Origin of the sequence: Streptomyces sp. NPDC053427 (genome assembly GCF_044544985.1) — a bacterium.
Lineage (GTDB): Bacteria > Actinomycetota > Actinomycetes > Streptomycetales > Streptomycetaceae > Streptomyces.
In genome coordinates, this window is sequence record NZ_JBITYA010000004.1 from 439,267 (window position 1) to 454,575 (window position 15,309).

Consider the following 15,309-nt stretch of genomic DNA (forward strand, 5'->3'; position numbering starts at 1 on the left):
CGGCCGCCGATGTGAACTGCAACGCGTCCTGGGCTTGTGGCCTCTTCAGTGGTGCAGCATGTGAACAACTCTGCCCGTGGAGCCGACTCCACGGCATCCTTCGCAGGTCGCGGGATCACCCCCGCCGGTCGGCGGGGGTGCGGGACCGTCTTGGGGCGGACCCGGGTGGCAGGGGGACGGAGTCGCGCAGCGCCGGGTGGTTCCGTGAGCTCGGATGGGTGCGAAGGAGAAAGGGGCGGCCGGTGATCCGTGTCGCTGTGGTGGACGACGAACGGCTCGTCAGGTCCGGACTGCGGATGATTCTGGGGACGGCCCCGGACATCGAAATGGTCGCGGACTGCGGTGGCGCGGAGGCGGTGGACACCGTGCTGCGGAGCGGGGCGGAAGTGGTACTGCTCGATATCCGGATGCCGGAGGTGGACGGGCTGACCGTGCTGCGCCGGCTGCGGGCCACGCCCGAACCGCCCGCCGTGGCGATGCTGACCACCTTCGACGCCCAGGAGTATCTGACGGCGGCGCTGCGCGAGGGGGCGGCGGGTTTCCTGCTCAAGGATTCGGATCCGGAGCAGCTGGTGCGGGCCGTACGGACATTGGCGGCGGGCGGCAGCGTGCTGGATCCGGGGGTGACGCGGGCGGTGATCGGCGGCTATCTGACGGCCGAGGACCAGGCTGCGGCGGCGCGCGCGGTCGACGGGCTCACTCCGCGTGAGTCGCAGGTGCTGGCGCTGCTCGGGGAGGGGCTGGGCAACGCCCAGATCGCGGAGCGGATGGGGCTGGCGCCCAGCACGGTCAAGGACCATGTGCGGGCACTGCTCGGAAAATTGGGCGGCATCAACCGCATACAGGCGGCCATTGTGGCCGATCGGGCGGGCCTGGTGGCCGGCGATCCGCGGGGGGCGTGGTGAGTGCCTCGGCGGGCCCGGGGCGCGTCCGGGCGCGGGTGCGGGCGCTCGCGCGCGGGGCGTTGGCGGGACGGGTGCGGCGGATCGTCCCGGTGGTTGTGCCGGGCCTCCTGGGCATCGCGGACGCGGTGCTGGTCAACGGCTTCGAACTCGCTCTGGAGCTGGGCGTCTCGGTGGTCGCCGCGACGGCCCTGCTGCTGCGGCGCCGCTTCCCCCTTCTGGTGTTCCTGTTCACCCTGCCAGGTCTCTACATCGGCTACATCTGGTTCGCGCCGATGATCGGGCTGTACACGCTGGCCGCGCGCCGGCCCGGCCGGGCGCGGCTCGGCATCTGTGCGGTGCTGCTCATCGCCGCGCATTTCCTGCCGTATCCGATCTCGGATTTCGAGCCGACCCATTACCGGGAGAACACCCTGGTGCTGATCGATGCGTGCGTCACCTCTGCCGCACCGATCGCCATGGGGCTGCTGGTCCGTACGCGACGGGAGCTGGCCGTCCGCGTCGAGGACCTGACCCGCAGTCTCCGTCGCGAGGACCGGCTGCTCGCGGACCGGGTGAAGACCACCGAACGGGCCCGGCTCGCCCGGGAGATGCACGATGTCGTGGCCCACCAGGTGAGCCTCATCAGCCTGCAGGCGGGTGCCGTGCAGGTGAGCACGGACGACGAGACGGCGCGGGCGGGGGCGCGGACGATCCGGGAGCTGTCCGTGCGGACGCTGGAGGAGCTGCGGCACATGGTGGGGGTGCTGCGGGCGGACGGCGGGGACGCGGCGGAGGCCCACCGTCTGGCGCCCCAGCCGGATCTGGAGGAGCTGCCGCGGCTGATCGAGATGAGTGCGCTGGATGTGACGTACGAGGGCGGCGTGGTGGCCGGGGCGGGCGGCGCGAAGACGGTGGAGCGGGCGGCCTTCCGTACGGTCCAGGAGGCGCTCACCAATGTCCGCAAGCATGCTCCGGGGGCGCGGGTACGGGTCCGGGTCGGGGCCGGCGGCTCCGGGGAGAGCGAGAGCCTTCGCGTCGAGATACGGAACGGGCCGCCGGACGAGTCGGCCACGGCGCCCGCGCTGCCGGGTGGCGGGCACGGCCTGGTGGGGCTGCGCGAACGGGCGCAGAGCCTCGGGGGGACGCTGGAGGCGCGGCACACGTCCGATGGCGGGTTCGTGGTGCGGGCGGAGTTCCCGTACGGGGTGGCGCCCAACGGGGCGGGGTGACGGGCGGCGGGGCGGTGCGGCGCCGCACCGGCGGGCGGCGGCCGGTTCGGCGGGCGCCGTGGCGGCGGCCGCGCGGTCAGGCCGACAGCGGCGCCGCCGCCTCGTCCACGGCCGTGTGCAGGTCCGGGTAGACCTCGAAGAGCCGGCGGACGCCCAGCGCGGCCAGTACGCGGTTGACATGGGAGCCGTCGACGGCACCCTGTGCGGGGAGGATCAGCCGCAGCCGCCCCTGACAGGAGCGCATCAGTCTGCGTGCGGCGATCAGGACGCCGACACCGCTGGAATCGCAGAACCGGACCTCGGAGAGATCGAGCACCAGACTCCGCCGGCCGTCGGCCACCGCGTCGTGCACATGTTGGCGCACTGCGGGCGACGTGACCAGGTCCATTTCGCCGGACACCTGCAGCACGGCCCACCGGCCCTGTTCGCCCTCTGCCACCTTCAACGACACGCGCTCGAAGCCTTTCGCTCGCTTTCGGACCGGATGCGCTCCGGATCAATCCGGAACTCACCCTTCCCCGGCTCGACTGCCCGGCCTCTCTCCCCTGAAACTCTTCCGAATCCTTAGCGCAACAGGCCGTTCCTGCCCAAGGCTATGCCCAGCGACGGCCCACTTTTCCCCGGCATCCGGTCACACACGGATAACACATCGGCCGATACAGGCATGAACGCTGCGCATTATTCCGTTCAACGATCCCTTTTGATCCGCTTCGATCGGGGGATATCACCCCATAGTGACAACTCCCCTACCATCCGCATCCCCCGAAGAACGTGGTTTGCCGTAAAGGAGCCTGCGTTGTCGGAGCCTCCCATTACATTCGATGGGGGCACCGCGAGCACGGCGCCCACGGCGGGACCGACGAAAGCGAGAACGGCAGAAGCGGTACGGCGGGAGCGGTACCCACAGAGGTGTGAGCACGGCGACGACGGACAGGGATTGGGGTCCGATGGGAAACGACACACCCCCGCGCTGGGACAGGCGGATGCAGCAGCGGCTGGCCCGCGGCGAGGCGGCCGCGCTCGGCGAGCTCTACGACCGTTTCGCTTCTCTCGTGCACAGCCTCGCGCACCGCGTCCTGGACGACGAGGACGCCGCCGACCGCATCACCCGCGAGGTCTTCGGCTACCTCTGGGAAAACCCCCATCTCTACGACCCCAAGCAGGGCTCGCTGCGCTCATGGGTCGCCGCGGTCACCCGCCACCAGGCCGTCCAGCGGCTGCGCCAGACCGAGTCCGCCTCGGCGCAGGACTGCGGGCCGGATGCGCCCGCGCCGGCGGAGATGGAGCAGAAGATCCGCGAGGCCTCCACGGCCGCCCGCGCCGATTACATCGTCACCTCCATGCCCGCGCCGCTGCGGGACGCCCTGGAGCTGGCGTACTTCCAGCGCCGGGACTACCGCCAGACCGCCGCCGACCTCGGCGTCACGGAGGACGAGGCCCGGCGCCGGCTCCGCCTGGGGCTCCAGCTGCTGTCCACCGCCCACAACCACCCCGCGCTGCCGCCGTCGGCGCCCCGCTCCTCCCATCTGCCGCGCACCGCGTCCGCGCCCCGTACGACGTCCCACTCGCCCCACGGGCCGCGTTCACCGCACCTGCCGCAGCACACCCGCCCGGGAAACGCCCCGCCCGGCACGGGCCACGGACGGTCGCTGTGAACGGCCCGGACGAGTGGGAGGGGCCGGACCGGACCGGCGGGCCCGGTGAACGGCCGCGGATACCGGCTCCGCGCACCGCCGCCGAGGACCGCGGTCCGCTGCCGGACGTGCGCCCCACGCCCGCGGCAGAAGCCGAGCCGGAAGCCGAAACGGAAGCGAAAACGGAAGCGGACCCGATGACCGACGCCGCCGGCCCAGGCCCCGGGCCAGGCCCCGGATCCGACGCAAGCCCGGGTTCCGACTCCGGGGACTCTCCGCCCGGGCCCCCGCCCGAGCCTGCCCCGCTCCCGGCCGCACCGCCGCACCGCGTCCTCAAGTCGCTGCTCGGCGCCTGGGCGCTGGCCGCCTGCAGTGCCGAGGAGACCGCCGCAGTGGAGACGCACCTCACCGACTGCGCCTCCTGCGCGGACGAGGCGCTGCGGCTGCGCGACGCCGTCGGCCTGCTGCATCCCGCCGACAGCCTCGACCTCGATCCGCTGCTGCGCTCCCGCGTCCTGGAGGGCTGCCTGGGCCGCCGCCCGGCCCGTATCCCGGTGCCGGAGTGGGCGACGCCGTACGACGCGGAGACGGCGAAGCTCGACGCGCTGCTGCGTGACATGGGCGAGGCGGAGTGGCGCGCTCCGGTGCGGCTGCGCTGGTTCGAGGACGAGCGGGCGGTCGAGCGCGACACCACCGTCGCCGGGGTCATCGGCCATCTGATGACGGTCGACGGCATGGTGGCGACGGCGCTCGGCCTGCCCGACCCGCTCGGCCCGGACTCCCCGCCGGGCACCCCGGGCCCGACGACCCGTACGGAGGCCTACTGGCAGGCGGCGGGCGAGGAGCCGGGCCGGCTCGCCACGCACGGGCCGTGGCGCGACCAGAGCTATGCGCTGATAAGGACCGTCTCGTTCGCCGGCGGCGGCGTCGGTGAACTCACCGTGCCGTACGGCAGGTTGAGTCTCCCGATGCCGGATTCCTTCCTGGACCGCGCCTTCGGGTGCTGGGTGCACGCCGGCGATATCGCGGACGCGGTGGACTATCCGTACGAGCCCCCGGCCGCCGGGCATGTCCACCAGCTGGTCGACCTCGCCGCCCGGCTGCTGCCCACCGCCCTGGCCGAGCGCCGCCGGTCCGGGCTCGCCTCGCCGCCCCGGAAGCTGGTCGAGGCGGGCGCCCCGGGCCGCACCCTCCACCTGGAGGTCGAGGGCAGCGGCGGCGGGCACTGGTACATACCGCTGGACTCCCCGGCGGCCCTCGGCGCGAAGGAGCACACGGTCGCGCATATCGCGCTGGACAGCGCCGAGTTCTGCCAGCTGGCCGCGGGGCACGTCTCGCCGGAGGAGGCCGCCGCAGGCCAGGACGGCGAGCGCGACGCGATCCGCGACGTCCTCTTCGCGACCGCGTCGCTGTCCCGACTGTGAGGCGCCGGGCGGTCCGTCGAGCGTCGGCTACGCGAAGACGACCGTCCGGCTGCCGTTGAGCAGCACCCGGTGCTCGCTGTGCCACTTCACGGCCCGCGCCAGCGCCTGGCACTCCACGTCCCGGCCGAGCGCCACGAGCTGATCGGGCGTGACGTCGTGCCCGACCCGCTCGACCTCCTGCTCGATGATCGGCCCCTCGTCGAGGTCGGCGGTGACGTAGTGGGCGGTGGCCCCGATCAGCTTCACCCCGCGCGCATGTGCCTGGTGGTAGGGCTTGGCGCCCTTGAAGCTCGGGAGGAAGGAGTGGTGGATGTTGATGATCCGGCCGGAGAGCGCCTTGCAGAGGTCGTCGGAAAGGACCTGCATATAGCGCGCCAGCACGACCAGCTCGACCCGCTCCGCGCGCACCAGCTCCAGCAGCTGCGCCTCGGCCTCGGCCTTGTTGTCGCGGCCGACCGGGATGTGGTGGAAGGGGATGTCGTACGAGCCGACCAGCTCGGCGAAGTCGGTGTGGTTGGAGACCACGGCCGCGATCTCGACCGGCAGCGCGCCGATCCGGGAGCGGAAGAGCAGGTCGTTGAGGCAGTGTCCGAACTTCGACACCATCAGGACGATGCGCATCTTCTCGTCGGCCCGGTGGATCTGCCAGTCCATGTGGAAGGAGTCGCCCACCGCCGAGAAGCCGGCCCGCAGCTTCTCCAGGCTCACCGAGGCGTCCGCAACGAAGTGGACCCGCATGAAGAACAGCCCGGTGTCGCGATCGCCGAACTGCTGGCTGTCCTCGATGTTGCAGCCGGTGATGAAGAGATAGCTGGAGACGGCGTGCACGATCCCCTGCTTGTCCGGGCAGGACAGCGTGAGGACGTACTGCTCCGTCCGGTCGGGGTGGCCGGGCTGGGTGGGCTGGGACTCGCTCATGACCTCATAGGGTCGCACACCTGCGGGGATGCTCAGGCCGAGGCGGACGGCGCGCCTGTCATGATCGCCAGAACCTCCAGCGAGCGCGGTGGCGCGTCGGGATCCTCGCCGTCCGCCGTCGCCAGCCGGACGTGCGCCTCACGGGCCGCCCGTACGGCGTCCGGCCAGGCCTGGTGCTGCATGTACGCGGCGGGCGGGGCGTCCGCGCCGACCTGGTGCATGATCCGCAGCACCCGCAGGACCGCGGCGTCGACCAGCTGCGCTTCCTGGGTGTCGCGGAAGATCGTGCCGAGGTACTTCTCGGCGGGCCAGTTGTCCAGCCAGGTGTCCTCGACGAGGCGGTAGACGGCGTCGGTGACGTCTCCGTACCCGGGGCGGCCGGCGAGCCAGGTCTCCTGCTGGAAGGCAGGGTCGGAGAGCATGTGCAGCGCGGAGCGCACATTGCTGCGCCAGCGCCACCACGGCATGTCGTTGAGTGGCATACCGCCCATGGTGGTCGAGCGGCGGCCGCGACGGGAAGACTTCTCCGAACCTTGCACAGTATTCGATCGTACGTTCCTCAAGGATGATCTCCAGCAGCCCCCCGGAGTTCACCGCTATGTCACCGTTCGTTTCCGTGGCGTCACTCAATCGTTGACGGCGAAACGGAAGGGTGGTGCGCCATGACCGGACGGCGACGCTCCTCCCCCCGCCCCTACTCCCATGCTCCCGCGGTCGCGATCGCCTCGGCGGTGGCATGTGCGGCGGTCATCGCGTCGCTGCTGTCGGGCTGCGGCTCTCTCCCCGGGGCCTCGGGGGACTCCGGGGAGAAGCCGCCGATCACGGTCATGACCTGGGCCCCCGAGGACACCAAGGCGACCAATATGCCGGGCATGCCGGCCATGGCGCAGGCGTACGCCCGCTGGGTGAACTCCCGGGGCGGCATCCGCGGCCACCACCTGAGGGTCCTCACCTGCAACGAGCACAACGACTCGGTGGCCGCCGCGCAGTGCGCGCAGCGCGCGGCGGACAACGGCGCGGTCGCCGTCATCGGGTCCTACAGCCAGTTCGGCCGTTCGTTCATGTCGCCGCTGGAGATCAACGGCATTCCGTACATCGGCGGCTACGGCGCCTCCGACGAGGAATTCGCCAGCCCGCTCTCGTACCCCGTCAACGGCGGCCAGGCGTCCCTTCTCGCCGGAAACGGGCGGCAGTTGGCGCGCAACTGCGAGCGCGTCGCCCTCGTCCGGCCGGACACCATCCAGGGCGACCAGATGCCGTCGCTGCTCAACTCCGGCCTGCACCAGGGCCACCGGAAGTCCGCCGAGGACATCAAGGCGCCCGAGGACGGCACCGACTACTCGCCGCAGGTGACCCGCGCCCTGGAGGGCGTGGGCGCGGACCCGGCGCGCTACGGCACGGCGGCGAACGGCGGCAAGGCGGAAGGGTCCTGTGTGACCGCCTCGCTCGGCGACCACACCGACGCGTTCTTCGACTCCTTCCGGCGGATCCAGGAGGAAAACCCCCGGGTACACATCGCCTCCGTCCTCGGCAGCGTCGGCCAGTCGCTGGTGAACCGTACGGGCGGCCCGTCGGGGCCGCTGGAAGGGGCGTACATCACCGGCTGGTACCCGGTTGCCAGCGATCCCCGCTGGCAGCCGATGCGCAAGGTCATCAATGACTTCGCCTTCGGCGACAACCGCATCGACCCGGCCGACCAGGGCGTCCAGACGACCTGGATCGCCTATACGGTGCTGCGCGCGCTGATCGAGCAGCTCGACGACGCGGGCGTCGAGGACATCACGCCGCACGTCCTCCAGACCACGCTCGACAACGGCGACCGCGCCATCGACACCGGCGGCCTGACCCCGAAGCTGCGGTGGCGCGAGGACGATCTGCTCACCGTCCAGAACTTCCCGCGCATCGTGAACGGGATGGTGACCTACCAGGTCGTACGGGACGGGGAGTTGGTCGCGGCGCGGGACGGGTTCGTGAACGTGGCCGGGACGCTGGAGCGGCGGGTCACGAACGACGACAGCTGAGCGCGGGCCCTACGGGGCGGGACCGGGGGCGTGCGCCGGCCGGTCCCGCGCGCCGTCACAGCGCCTCGGGGCGGCGCTCCGTCAGGCCGTACTTCTTCGCGATCGGGTTCCAGATCTGCGCCGCCCGCTGCTTGTCCTTGGTGGCTTCGTTGCTGGCCGTGCCGGCCTGTGCGGTCTGCCGGGTGCTGCGGGCCTTGCCCTTGTGGCAGCCCTTCTTCCCGCCGACCTGGCCCGCCCAGGCCGCGAAGTGGTTGTCCGCGGCGGCCGAGGACTGCCAGGCCTTGGTCAGCGCGGCGGTCAGCTGCGCATTGTTCGGGATCTTGTCGACCGGGAGCTGCTTCAGCCGCGTCACCAGGTCGTTGCGCTGTCCGGCCGCGTCGTGCAGCGCCTTCGCCGCGGCGCCCAGCTTGTCGCAGGACTTGATGCTCTGGACGGCGTTGATCACGGAGGTGCGGCTGTTGCCGCTGTCGCCGAGCAGCGCGTCCAGGCCCTTGGCCTGCGCCTCGGCCGGGTCGGCGGACGGCGTGGGCGACTCCTTCTCCTTCGCCGTCCTGGCGGCGTTGCTGCCGGTGTCCTTCTTCTTCCCCGTGTCGTCGTCGCCGCTGCCGCCGCTCAGCATCCAGCCGACGCCGAGCCCGGCGCCCGCCAGGACGACCACGACGATGCCGATGATCGCGGCGGCGGGCAGCCCGCGGCGGCGCCCTTCCCGCTCGTCGTCGTAGGGCTGCTGGTAGCCCTGCTGGCCGTAACCCTGCTGCCCGTAGCCGCCCTGGCCCTGCTGCCCGTAGCCGCCCTGGCCCTGCTGGCCGTACGGCGACGGGCCCGGGTCCTCGAAGCGCGGCAGCTGCGCCGTGGCGTCCGGCACCCCGGCCGCGGCCTGCGCGCCCGGACCGTCGCGGAACAGCCCGTCGAACTCGGCGGGGGTGGGACGGTCCCCGGGCGCACCGGGACGGATCCCGAACGGCGCGCCGGGCGGCGGGGTCGGCACGCCGCCGCCGACCGGGGAGATCAGCTGGGTGGCCTCGGAGTCGCCCGCGGGGGTGGCTCCGGGCATCGGCTGGGACTGCGGCTGCGGCATGGGCTGCGCCTGGCCGCCCGGGGCCTGCCCCGGCTTGATCACCCGCAGCATGGTGGTGGACTCGCCGGGCGACTCGGGCTGTCCGCCCGCCGGGGGCGGCAGCGGCGCGCCACCGGGGGCGCCCGGCCCGCCGGCTATCGGGGACATCAGCGCGGTCGCCTCGGCGTCACCGGTGGTGGGCGGCAGCGGGGCGCCGGTCTGGGGGGTCGCGCGCACCAGCTCGCCGGTCCGCTCGGGCTGCGGCTGCGGGGGCTGCTGGCGGTACGGCTCGGGGTGGGGCGCCTGCTGCTGCGGGTGGTACGGCTGGGGCTCGGGCTGCGGCTGCGCGGCCGGTGGCTGGGGGGCCGGCGGCTGCTGGCCATAGGGATCGGGCTGCGGCGCCGGGGCCTGCTGGCCGTACGGCTGCGGCGCGGGCGCCTGCTGCGGCATCGACGGCTGCATGGGCGGCGCGGGCTGCTGCCCCTGGGGCGGCGGGAAGGCCTCGCCCTGCGGCGGGAGCGCCTGCTGCGGCATCGGCGGCAGCCCGGCGGGCTGGGCCGGGGCCTGCGGCGGGTAGCCCTGCCCCGGGGCCTGGTGCTGGCCCGGCATCGGCGGCTGGCCGTATCCCTGCTGCTGGACGGGCGGCTGGCCGGCCTGCTGCTCGGGTCCCCAGGGCTGGCCCCAGGGCTGACCGGCCGGCGGGGCGGCCTGCTGGTCGGGCACCCACGGCTCACCGTTTGCGGGCAGCACAATGCCCTCTCGCGCGGGGCCGGCCGCAGAATTCTGCGGGTCGTGCCCCTGTCCGCTCTGCGTCACCGGGACTCCTACCATCGGGCAACCTACGAAACCGTCGGCTCACGCTACCGGGTCGCAGCTGCGTTCGACCACGAGCCCTGGTCACCACCCCCGCACGCCCCTTGAACACGCCCGTCGGGCCGGGACGACCGCCCCGCCCCGACGCCGAACGACATTTCCGGCCTCCCCTCCCTTTCCCTCCCGTCCCTCCCTTGCGGCCCTCCGCCCGCCCGCCCGCGCCGCCGTTACGCCGCCGCGGTCCGCAGCTCCATCCGCGCGCTGAATTCCCGTACGACCGGTTCGTCCCGATACGGCTCGAGGCGCAGCTGGAAATCCTCCAGATACTCCGTGCCCCGGTCCGAGCGCAGCCCACTGAGCAACTCCACGGCCTGGGTGCCCGTATGACAGGCCTGCTCGATCTCGCGCTGCTGCACCTGCGCACCGGCCAGCAGCACCAGCCCGATGGCACGGCGCCGCGCCCGGGTCTCCGGATGGCCCTGCAGCGCCTCCTGGGCCCGCTGACCAGCAGGGCCGGGCTGCCCCAAATCCCGGTGGCAGTGCGCGAGTTCATCGGCCAGGTATGCGTGGTCGAAGTGCGCGATCCAGGGCGGGTCGTCGCCCGCGTCGCTGGTGGCCTCGGCGCGTTCCATCGCCGCGAGCGCCCGGCCCGCCACCACCTGGAAGGCCCGGCCGTCGCCCAGCAGGGCGTGCCCGCGCGCCTCCGCGGCGAAGAACATCGCCTCCGCCCGCGGCGTGACGTGCCCGCGCGCGCCCTCCTGCGCGGCCCGCGCAAGCTGGGCGATCTCCCGCGGATTGCCGAGCGAGGCGGCGAGATGGCTCATGCTCGCGGCCAGCACATAGCCGCCGTAGCCGCGGTCGCCGGCCGCCTGGGCCAGCCGCAGCGCCTGGATGTAGTAGCGCTGGGCGAGGCCCGGCTGCCCGGTGTCGACGGCCATGTAGCCGCCCAGTTCCGTCAACCGGGCGACGGCGGCGAAGAGTTCCCGCCCCACGGATTCGCGGTACGAGCCCGCCAGCAGCCCGGAGACGACGCTGTTGAGGTAGTGCACCACGACCGGCCGGACATGCCCCGCCCCGAAGCGGTGGTCGAGATCGCTGAGCGCCGCGGTCGTGGCCCGTACCGCCTCGACGTCCGCCGTCCCGACCCGGGCCCCGGCGCTCCGCGCCACCTGGGTGTCCGCCCCGGTGATCAGCCAGTCGCGGCTCGGCTCCACCAGGGCGGAGGCCGCCACCGTGGAGCCGCTGAGGAAGTCGCGCCGCCCGACATCGCTGCGCCACAACTCGCAGACCTGCTCGATCGCGCCGAGCACGGTCGGGGAGAACTGGAGCCCCACCCCGGACGCCAGGTTCTTGCCGTCGGCCATCCCGATTTCGTCGATGGTGACCGTGCGCCCCAGTTTCCGGCCCAGCGCCTCCGCGATGACGGCCGGGGCGCGGCCGCGCGGCTGCTGTCCGCGCAGCCATCGGGCCACGGAGGTCTTGTCGTACCGCAGATCGAGTCCGTGCTCCGCGCCGCACATGTTGACGCGGCGGGCGAGTCCGGCATTGGAGCAGGCGGCTTCCTGAATCAGCGCCTGCAGCCGCTCATTGGGCTGCCGAGCGACGAGTGGCCTGGCGGCCATGCTGTACCCCCTGTTACTGCTGCGCGTTCACCGTCGAACGCCGTTCCCCGTGATCAATTCCCCAGACATATGCCGGATATCCGAGACATCCCGGATACATGCGATACGGGCGATGCCGGATGGATCCTGGTGCGCGGTGCTGGTCCACAGACGGTGCAGGAGCCGGCCCATGGGGGACTTGATCCCGAGAAGGGAAAGGACGCGCGGTGCCCGTGCTCAGATCGCGGCGCCGCCATGGCCCGGGTTTCTCCCGTGCGCACCGCGGTCTGCCGCATGGGCGGCCTCTCCGCCCGTCAGCCAGGTGGCTACCCGCTCCACGGGCCACACCCGCATACGCGCCCCCGCCCATGCACCCATGCGCCCCAGGTGCAAGAACGATGCGCCGGGGGTGTACCCCATTCGGCCGTAACCCTTGGTGACAAGCGAAGTTGTCCTCTGCGTGGAAGAGACCATCGGAGTCACAGCAGCCCCGCCAGTCCCCCAACAGCGCGGCGAGCAGCTGCTCGAGACCGCGGTGCGTTACGCGGAGGAGCGGCATTGGGATGTGTTCCCCGGCGCATGGCTGGAGCACGACGGCGAGACACCGCGCTGCTCGTGCGACGCCGACGACTGCACCGCGCCCGGCGCACACCCCACCGCACCCGGCTGGGCCGGTCAGGCCAGCGGCAGCGCGTCCGCCGTCCGCCGGATGTGGAGCAAGCAGCCGCGCGCCTCGATCCTGCTGCCGACGGGCCGCACGTTCGAGGCGCTGGACGTGCCCGAGACCGCGGGCTGCCTGGCGCTGGCCCGTATGGAGCGGATGGAGCTCCCGCTCGGCCCGGTCACCCGCACGCCCGACCGTCGCATGCTCTTCCTCGTCCTGCCCGGCGCCTCGGCGAAGGTGCCCGACCGGGTGCGGGGTCTGGGCTGGCCGCCGGCCGCGCTGGACCTGATCTGCCGCGGCGAGGGCGAGTACATCGCCGCGCCGCCGACCCGTATGGCACCCCACGGCTGCGTGCAGTGGGTGCGCCGCCCCACGGCCACCAACCGCTGGCTGCCGGACGCCGATGAGTTGATCAGCGCGCTGGCGTACGCGTGCGGGCGGGACGCGGCGGCGGTCCGGGCGCGCTGAACACGCGGTCCCGAGCGGCGATGTCGGCGGCCACCCGTATCGTGGAAGGCGTCGGACGGGGGCCTGACCGGGCCCCTGCGGGGACGTCGGAGGGCGGGGCCGGTGGCCAACGAATCGGAGCGGGACGAGCCTGTCGGAGCGGAAGGCGGCGCCGAGCGGGGCGCCGGGCCGAAGGGGGCCGTCGGTGGCGCCGCGGCCGGCCCGCCGCCCGCCGTACGCGTCCAGGGCCTGTGGAAGAAATTCGGCGAACAGGTCGCCGTCTCCGGCATCGACCTGACCCTCCCCGCGGGCCGTTTCATCGGCCTGGTCGGCCCCAACGGCGCCGGCAAGACCACCACTTTGTCCATGGTGACGGGGCTGCTGCGGCCGGATGCCGGACAGGTGGAGATCGGTGGGCACGACGTCTGGCGCGACCCGGTGGCCGTGAAGTCCCGGATCGGCGTACTGCCCGAGGGACTGCGCCTGTTCGAGCGGCTGTCCGGCCGCGAACTCCTCGCCTATATAGGGCGGCTGCGCGGCCTGCCCGGCGACGAGGTGGACAAGCGGGCCGACCAGCTGCTGGAGGTACTCGACCTCTCCGGCGCCCGGAACAAACTGGTCGTCGACTACTCCACCGGCATGCGCAAGAAGATCGGCCTGGCCGCCGCGCTCCTCCACAACCCCGAAGTCCTCTTCCTCGACGAGCCCTTCGAGGGCGTCGACCCGGTGTCGGCGCAGACCATCCGCGGCGTCCTGGAGCGCTACACCTCCTCCGGGGCGACGGTCGTCTTCTCCAGCCATGTGATGGAGCTGGTGGAGTCGCTGTGCGACTGGGTCGCGGTGATGGCGGCCGGCCGGATCCGCGCGGACGGCCCGCTCGCCCAGGTGCGCGGCGATGCGCCGTCCCTCCAGGAAGCCTTCCTCGGGCTCGTCGGCGCCCATGACCGCGGCGCGGGCCAGAACCTGGACTGGCTGGGCGGCGGCGCCCGATGACCGCCGCATCCTCCCCCGCGCCGTCCCTGACCTCCGTCTTCATACGGCTCAAGCTGTCGCTGCTGCGCAACGGCCTGCGCCAGTCGACGGGCCGCACCCTCGCCTATGTCGCCTCCGTCGTCGTCGGCCTGCTCTTCGCCGCCGGTGTCGTCGTGGGCCTGATCGCGCTGCGCGGCATTGCCCACGCCGACGCCCTGGCGGTCCTGCTGATCGGCATCCTCACCCTCGGCTGGGCCGTGATGCCGCTGTTCTTCCCCACCGGCGACGAAACCCTGGACCCGACGCGGCTGGTCATGCTGCCGCTGCGGCCGCGCCCGCTGATCGTCTCGCTCCTGGTGGCGTCGCTGATCGGCATCGGTCCGGTCTTCACCCTGGCGCTGGTGACGGGCACGGTGATCATGCTCGCCCAGGGGGCGGCCGCCGCGGCCGTCGGCGTCCTGGCCGTCGTCCTGGTGGTGCTGGTCTGTGTGTCCCTGGCGCGCGCCGTCGCCACCGCTTCCGTACGCCTCCTGACCAGTCGCCGCGGGCGCGATCTCGCCGTGCTGAGCGGCCTGTTCATCGCCATCGGCGCGCAGGCCGTCAACATCGCCGCCCAGAAGCTCGGCCGCTCGGACGGCCTGTCCGTACTGGAGCCGCTGGGCGAGGTGCTGCGCTGGGTGCCGCCGGCCTCCGCGATCAGCGCGGTGGACGACGCGGGGCAGGGGGCGTACGGGCGCGCGGCCGCGGGTCTGGCGCTCACCGCGCTGGCCCTGGTCCTGCTCCTGTGGTGGTGGCAGCGCACGCTGACCGCCCTGATGACCTCCCCGGATTCCTCCACCCTCCAGGCGGTGGAGAAGGACAGCGCACGCCGCTCCGGCAGCGGTGAACGGGGACTTGCACGCCTGCTCCCGGACGGCCGTACGGGCACGGTCATGCTCCGGGTGCTGCGCTACGCCTGGCGCGACCCGAAGTCCAAGATGGCCTGGGCGACGGCGCTCGGCGTCGGCCTCCTGATCCCCGTCGTGTCGTCCGTCCAGGGCAACGGCAACATCTACACGGCCTTCTCGGCCTCCGCCCTGCTCGGCGTGCAGATGTACAACCAGTTCGGCCAGGACACCTCGGCGTTCTGGATGGTCGCCTCGACGATCGCCACCCCACGGGACGCCTACCAGGAGCTACGGGCCCGCGCGCTGGCGGTGGCCTTGGTGGCCGTCCCGTACGTCACCCTGGTCGTCGCCGGCGCCGCGGCCTTCATCGGCCCCTGGTCGGACTTCCTCGAGGTGTGGGGGCTGTCCCTGGGCCTGCTGGGCGCGCTGCTGGCCACCGGCGCACTCTCCTCGGCGCTCTTCCCGTACTCCATCCCCTCCGAGGGCAACAAGAACGTCGCCCCCGGGCAGGGCGCGATCGCCTGGATCAGCCTCTTCGGCGGGTTCCTGATCGGCGCTGTGCTGTGCGCGCCCCTGCTGGGCCTGACGATCTGGCTCCATGTGGCGGGGCTGCACGGCCTGTTGTGGATACTGCTGCCGGCCGGCGCGGTCTACGGATTCGGCGCGGCGGAGCTGGGGCTGCGGCTGGCGGCGCCCCGGGTGGCGGCGCGGCTGCCGGAGATTCTCGGGGCGGTCAGCAAGGCATGAGGGGCCCTTAC

Annotated in this window: 12 protein-coding genes and 1 pseudogene; 8 read left to right on the forward strand and 5 right to left on the reverse strand. The window is 72.8% G+C overall.

Annotated features, from left to right (window positions below):
• The first annotated feature begins 242 nt into the window (after nt 1-242).
• Both ACIGWZ_RS13640 and ACIGWZ_RS13645 read left to right on the forward strand, forming a co-directional pair.
• Nucleotides 243-905 carry a response regulator gene (locus tag ACIGWZ_RS13640; RefSeq protein ID WP_400063975.1) on the forward strand — a complete coding sequence of 221 codons (663 nt, stop codon included), beginning with the start codon at nt 243-245 and terminating at the stop codon, nt 903-905.
• Nucleotides 902-2,113, forward strand: coding sequence for a sensor histidine kinase (locus tag ACIGWZ_RS13645; protein WP_400063977.1), 1,212 nt, complete (start codon nt 902-904; stop codon nt 2,111-2,113). Before ACIGWZ_RS13640 ends, ACIGWZ_RS13645 begins: the two co-directional genes overlap by 4 nt.
• Before the next feature lie 76 nt (nt 2,114-2,189).
• Here the strand turns inward: ACIGWZ_RS13645 and ACIGWZ_RS13650 are convergent, their stop codons facing one another.
• On the reverse strand, nt 2,190-2,564 hold the full coding sequence (locus ACIGWZ_RS13650) for an STAS domain-containing protein (RefSeq protein ID WP_030067429.1): 375 nt from the start codon (nt 2,562-2,564) through the stop codon (nt 2,190-2,192).
• A 496-nt stretch (nt 2,565-3,060) separates the two neighbouring features.
• Here ACIGWZ_RS13650 and ACIGWZ_RS13655 point away from each other — a divergent pair.
• Nucleotides 3,061-3,627, forward strand: a pseudogene (locus ACIGWZ_RS13655) (sigma-70 family RNA polymerase sigma factor); the annotation flags it as partial.
• Between the two features lie 137 nt (nt 3,628-3,764).
• Nucleotides 3,765-5,171 carry a zf-HC2 domain-containing protein gene (locus ACIGWZ_RS13660; protein ID WP_400063979.1) on the forward strand — a complete coding sequence of 469 codons (1,407 nt, stop codon included), beginning with the start codon at nt 3,765-3,767 and terminating at the stop codon, nt 5,169-5,171.
• 27 nt (nt 5,172-5,198) lie between these two features.
• On the opposite strand, the gene purU is transcribed toward ACIGWZ_RS13660, so the two are convergent.
• Together purU and ACIGWZ_RS13670 are read right to left on the reverse strand one after the other, a co-directional pair.
• Nucleotides 5,199-6,089: a formyltetrahydrofolate deformylase gene (purU, locus tag ACIGWZ_RS13665; protein ID WP_400063982.1), complete on the reverse strand. Its 891-nt coding sequence runs from the start codon at nt 6,087-6,089 to the stop codon at nt 5,199-5,201.
• Between the two features lie 32 nt (nt 6,090-6,121).
• Nucleotides 6,122-6,580: a hypothetical protein gene (locus ACIGWZ_RS13670; RefSeq protein WP_400063984.1), complete on the reverse strand. Its 459-nt coding sequence runs from the start codon at nt 6,578-6,580 to the stop codon at nt 6,122-6,124.
• 171 nt (nt 6,581-6,751) lie between these two features.
• Between ACIGWZ_RS13670 and ACIGWZ_RS13675 the strand changes: the two genes are divergently transcribed.
• Entirely contained in the window at nt 6,752-8,110 is a 1,359-nt protein-coding gene (locus ACIGWZ_RS13675; RefSeq protein ID WP_400063985.1) for an ABC transporter substrate-binding protein, read from the forward strand.
• A 55-nt stretch (nt 8,111-8,165) separates the two neighbouring features.
• Here the strand turns inward: ACIGWZ_RS13675 and ACIGWZ_RS13680 are convergent, their stop codons facing one another.
• Together ACIGWZ_RS13680 and ACIGWZ_RS13685 are read right to left on the reverse strand one after the other, a co-directional pair.
• The gene (locus tag ACIGWZ_RS13680; RefSeq protein WP_400063987.1) at nt 8,166-9,983 is read right to left on the reverse strand and encodes a hypothetical protein; all 1,818 of its coding nucleotides are present in this window, start codon (nt 9,981-9,983) and stop codon (nt 8,166-8,168) included.
• Nucleotides 9,984-10,207: 224 nt separating this feature from the next.
• A complete protein-coding gene (locus ACIGWZ_RS13685) occupies nt 10,208-11,602 on the reverse strand; it encodes a transcriptional regulator (RefSeq protein ID WP_400063989.1) in 1,395 nt (464 codons plus the stop codon).
• A 439-nt stretch (nt 11,603-12,041) separates the two neighbouring features.
• Here ACIGWZ_RS13685 and ACIGWZ_RS13690 point away from each other — a divergent pair, with 439 nt between their 5' ends.
• The 3 genes from ACIGWZ_RS13690 to ACIGWZ_RS13700 all read left to right on the forward strand — a co-directional run bounded on the left by ACIGWZ_RS13690 (nt 12,042) and on the right by ACIGWZ_RS13700 (nt 15,298).
• On the forward strand, nt 12,042-12,713 hold the full coding sequence (locus ACIGWZ_RS13690) for a bifunctional DNA primase/polymerase (protein ID WP_400063991.1): 672 nt from the start codon (nt 12,042-12,044) through the stop codon (nt 12,711-12,713).
• Nucleotides 12,714-12,815: 102 nt separating this feature from the next.
• Nucleotides 12,816-13,685 carry an ABC transporter ATP-binding protein gene (locus tag ACIGWZ_RS13695; protein ID WP_400063993.1) on the forward strand — a complete coding sequence of 290 codons (870 nt, stop codon included), beginning with the start codon at nt 12,816-12,818 and terminating at the stop codon, nt 13,683-13,685.
• The gene (locus tag ACIGWZ_RS13700) at nt 13,682-15,298 is read left to right on the forward strand and encodes a transporter (protein ID WP_400063994.1); all 1,617 of its coding nucleotides are present in this window, start codon (nt 13,682-13,684) and stop codon (nt 15,296-15,298) included. The genes ACIGWZ_RS13695 and ACIGWZ_RS13700 overlap by 4 nt, the downstream gene beginning before the upstream one ends.
• The last annotated feature ends 11 nt before the right edge of the window (nt 15,299-15,309 follow it).

Bases quoted from the DNA above. Each gene is read 5' to 3' on its own strand.
- ACIGWZ_RS13675 (WP_400063985.1), top strand. From the start codon at position 6,752: ATGACCGGACGGCGACGCTCCTCCCCCCGCCCCTACTCCCATGCTCCC.
- ACIGWZ_RS13670 (WP_400063984.1), bottom strand. From the start codon at position 6,580: ATGGGCGGTATGCCACTCAACGACATGCCGTGGTGGCGCTGGCGCAGC.
- ACIGWZ_RS13685 (WP_400063989.1), bottom strand. From the start codon at position 11,602: ATGGCCGCCAGGCCACTCGTCGCTCGGCAGCCCAATGAGCGGCTGCAG.
- purU (WP_400063982.1), bottom strand. From the start codon at position 6,089: ATGAGCGAGTCCCAGCCCACCCAGCCCGGCCACCCCGACCGGACGGAG.
- ACIGWZ_RS13700 (WP_400063994.1), top strand. From the start codon at position 13,682: ATGACCGCCGCATCCTCCCCCGCGCCGTCCCTGACCTCCGTCTTCATA.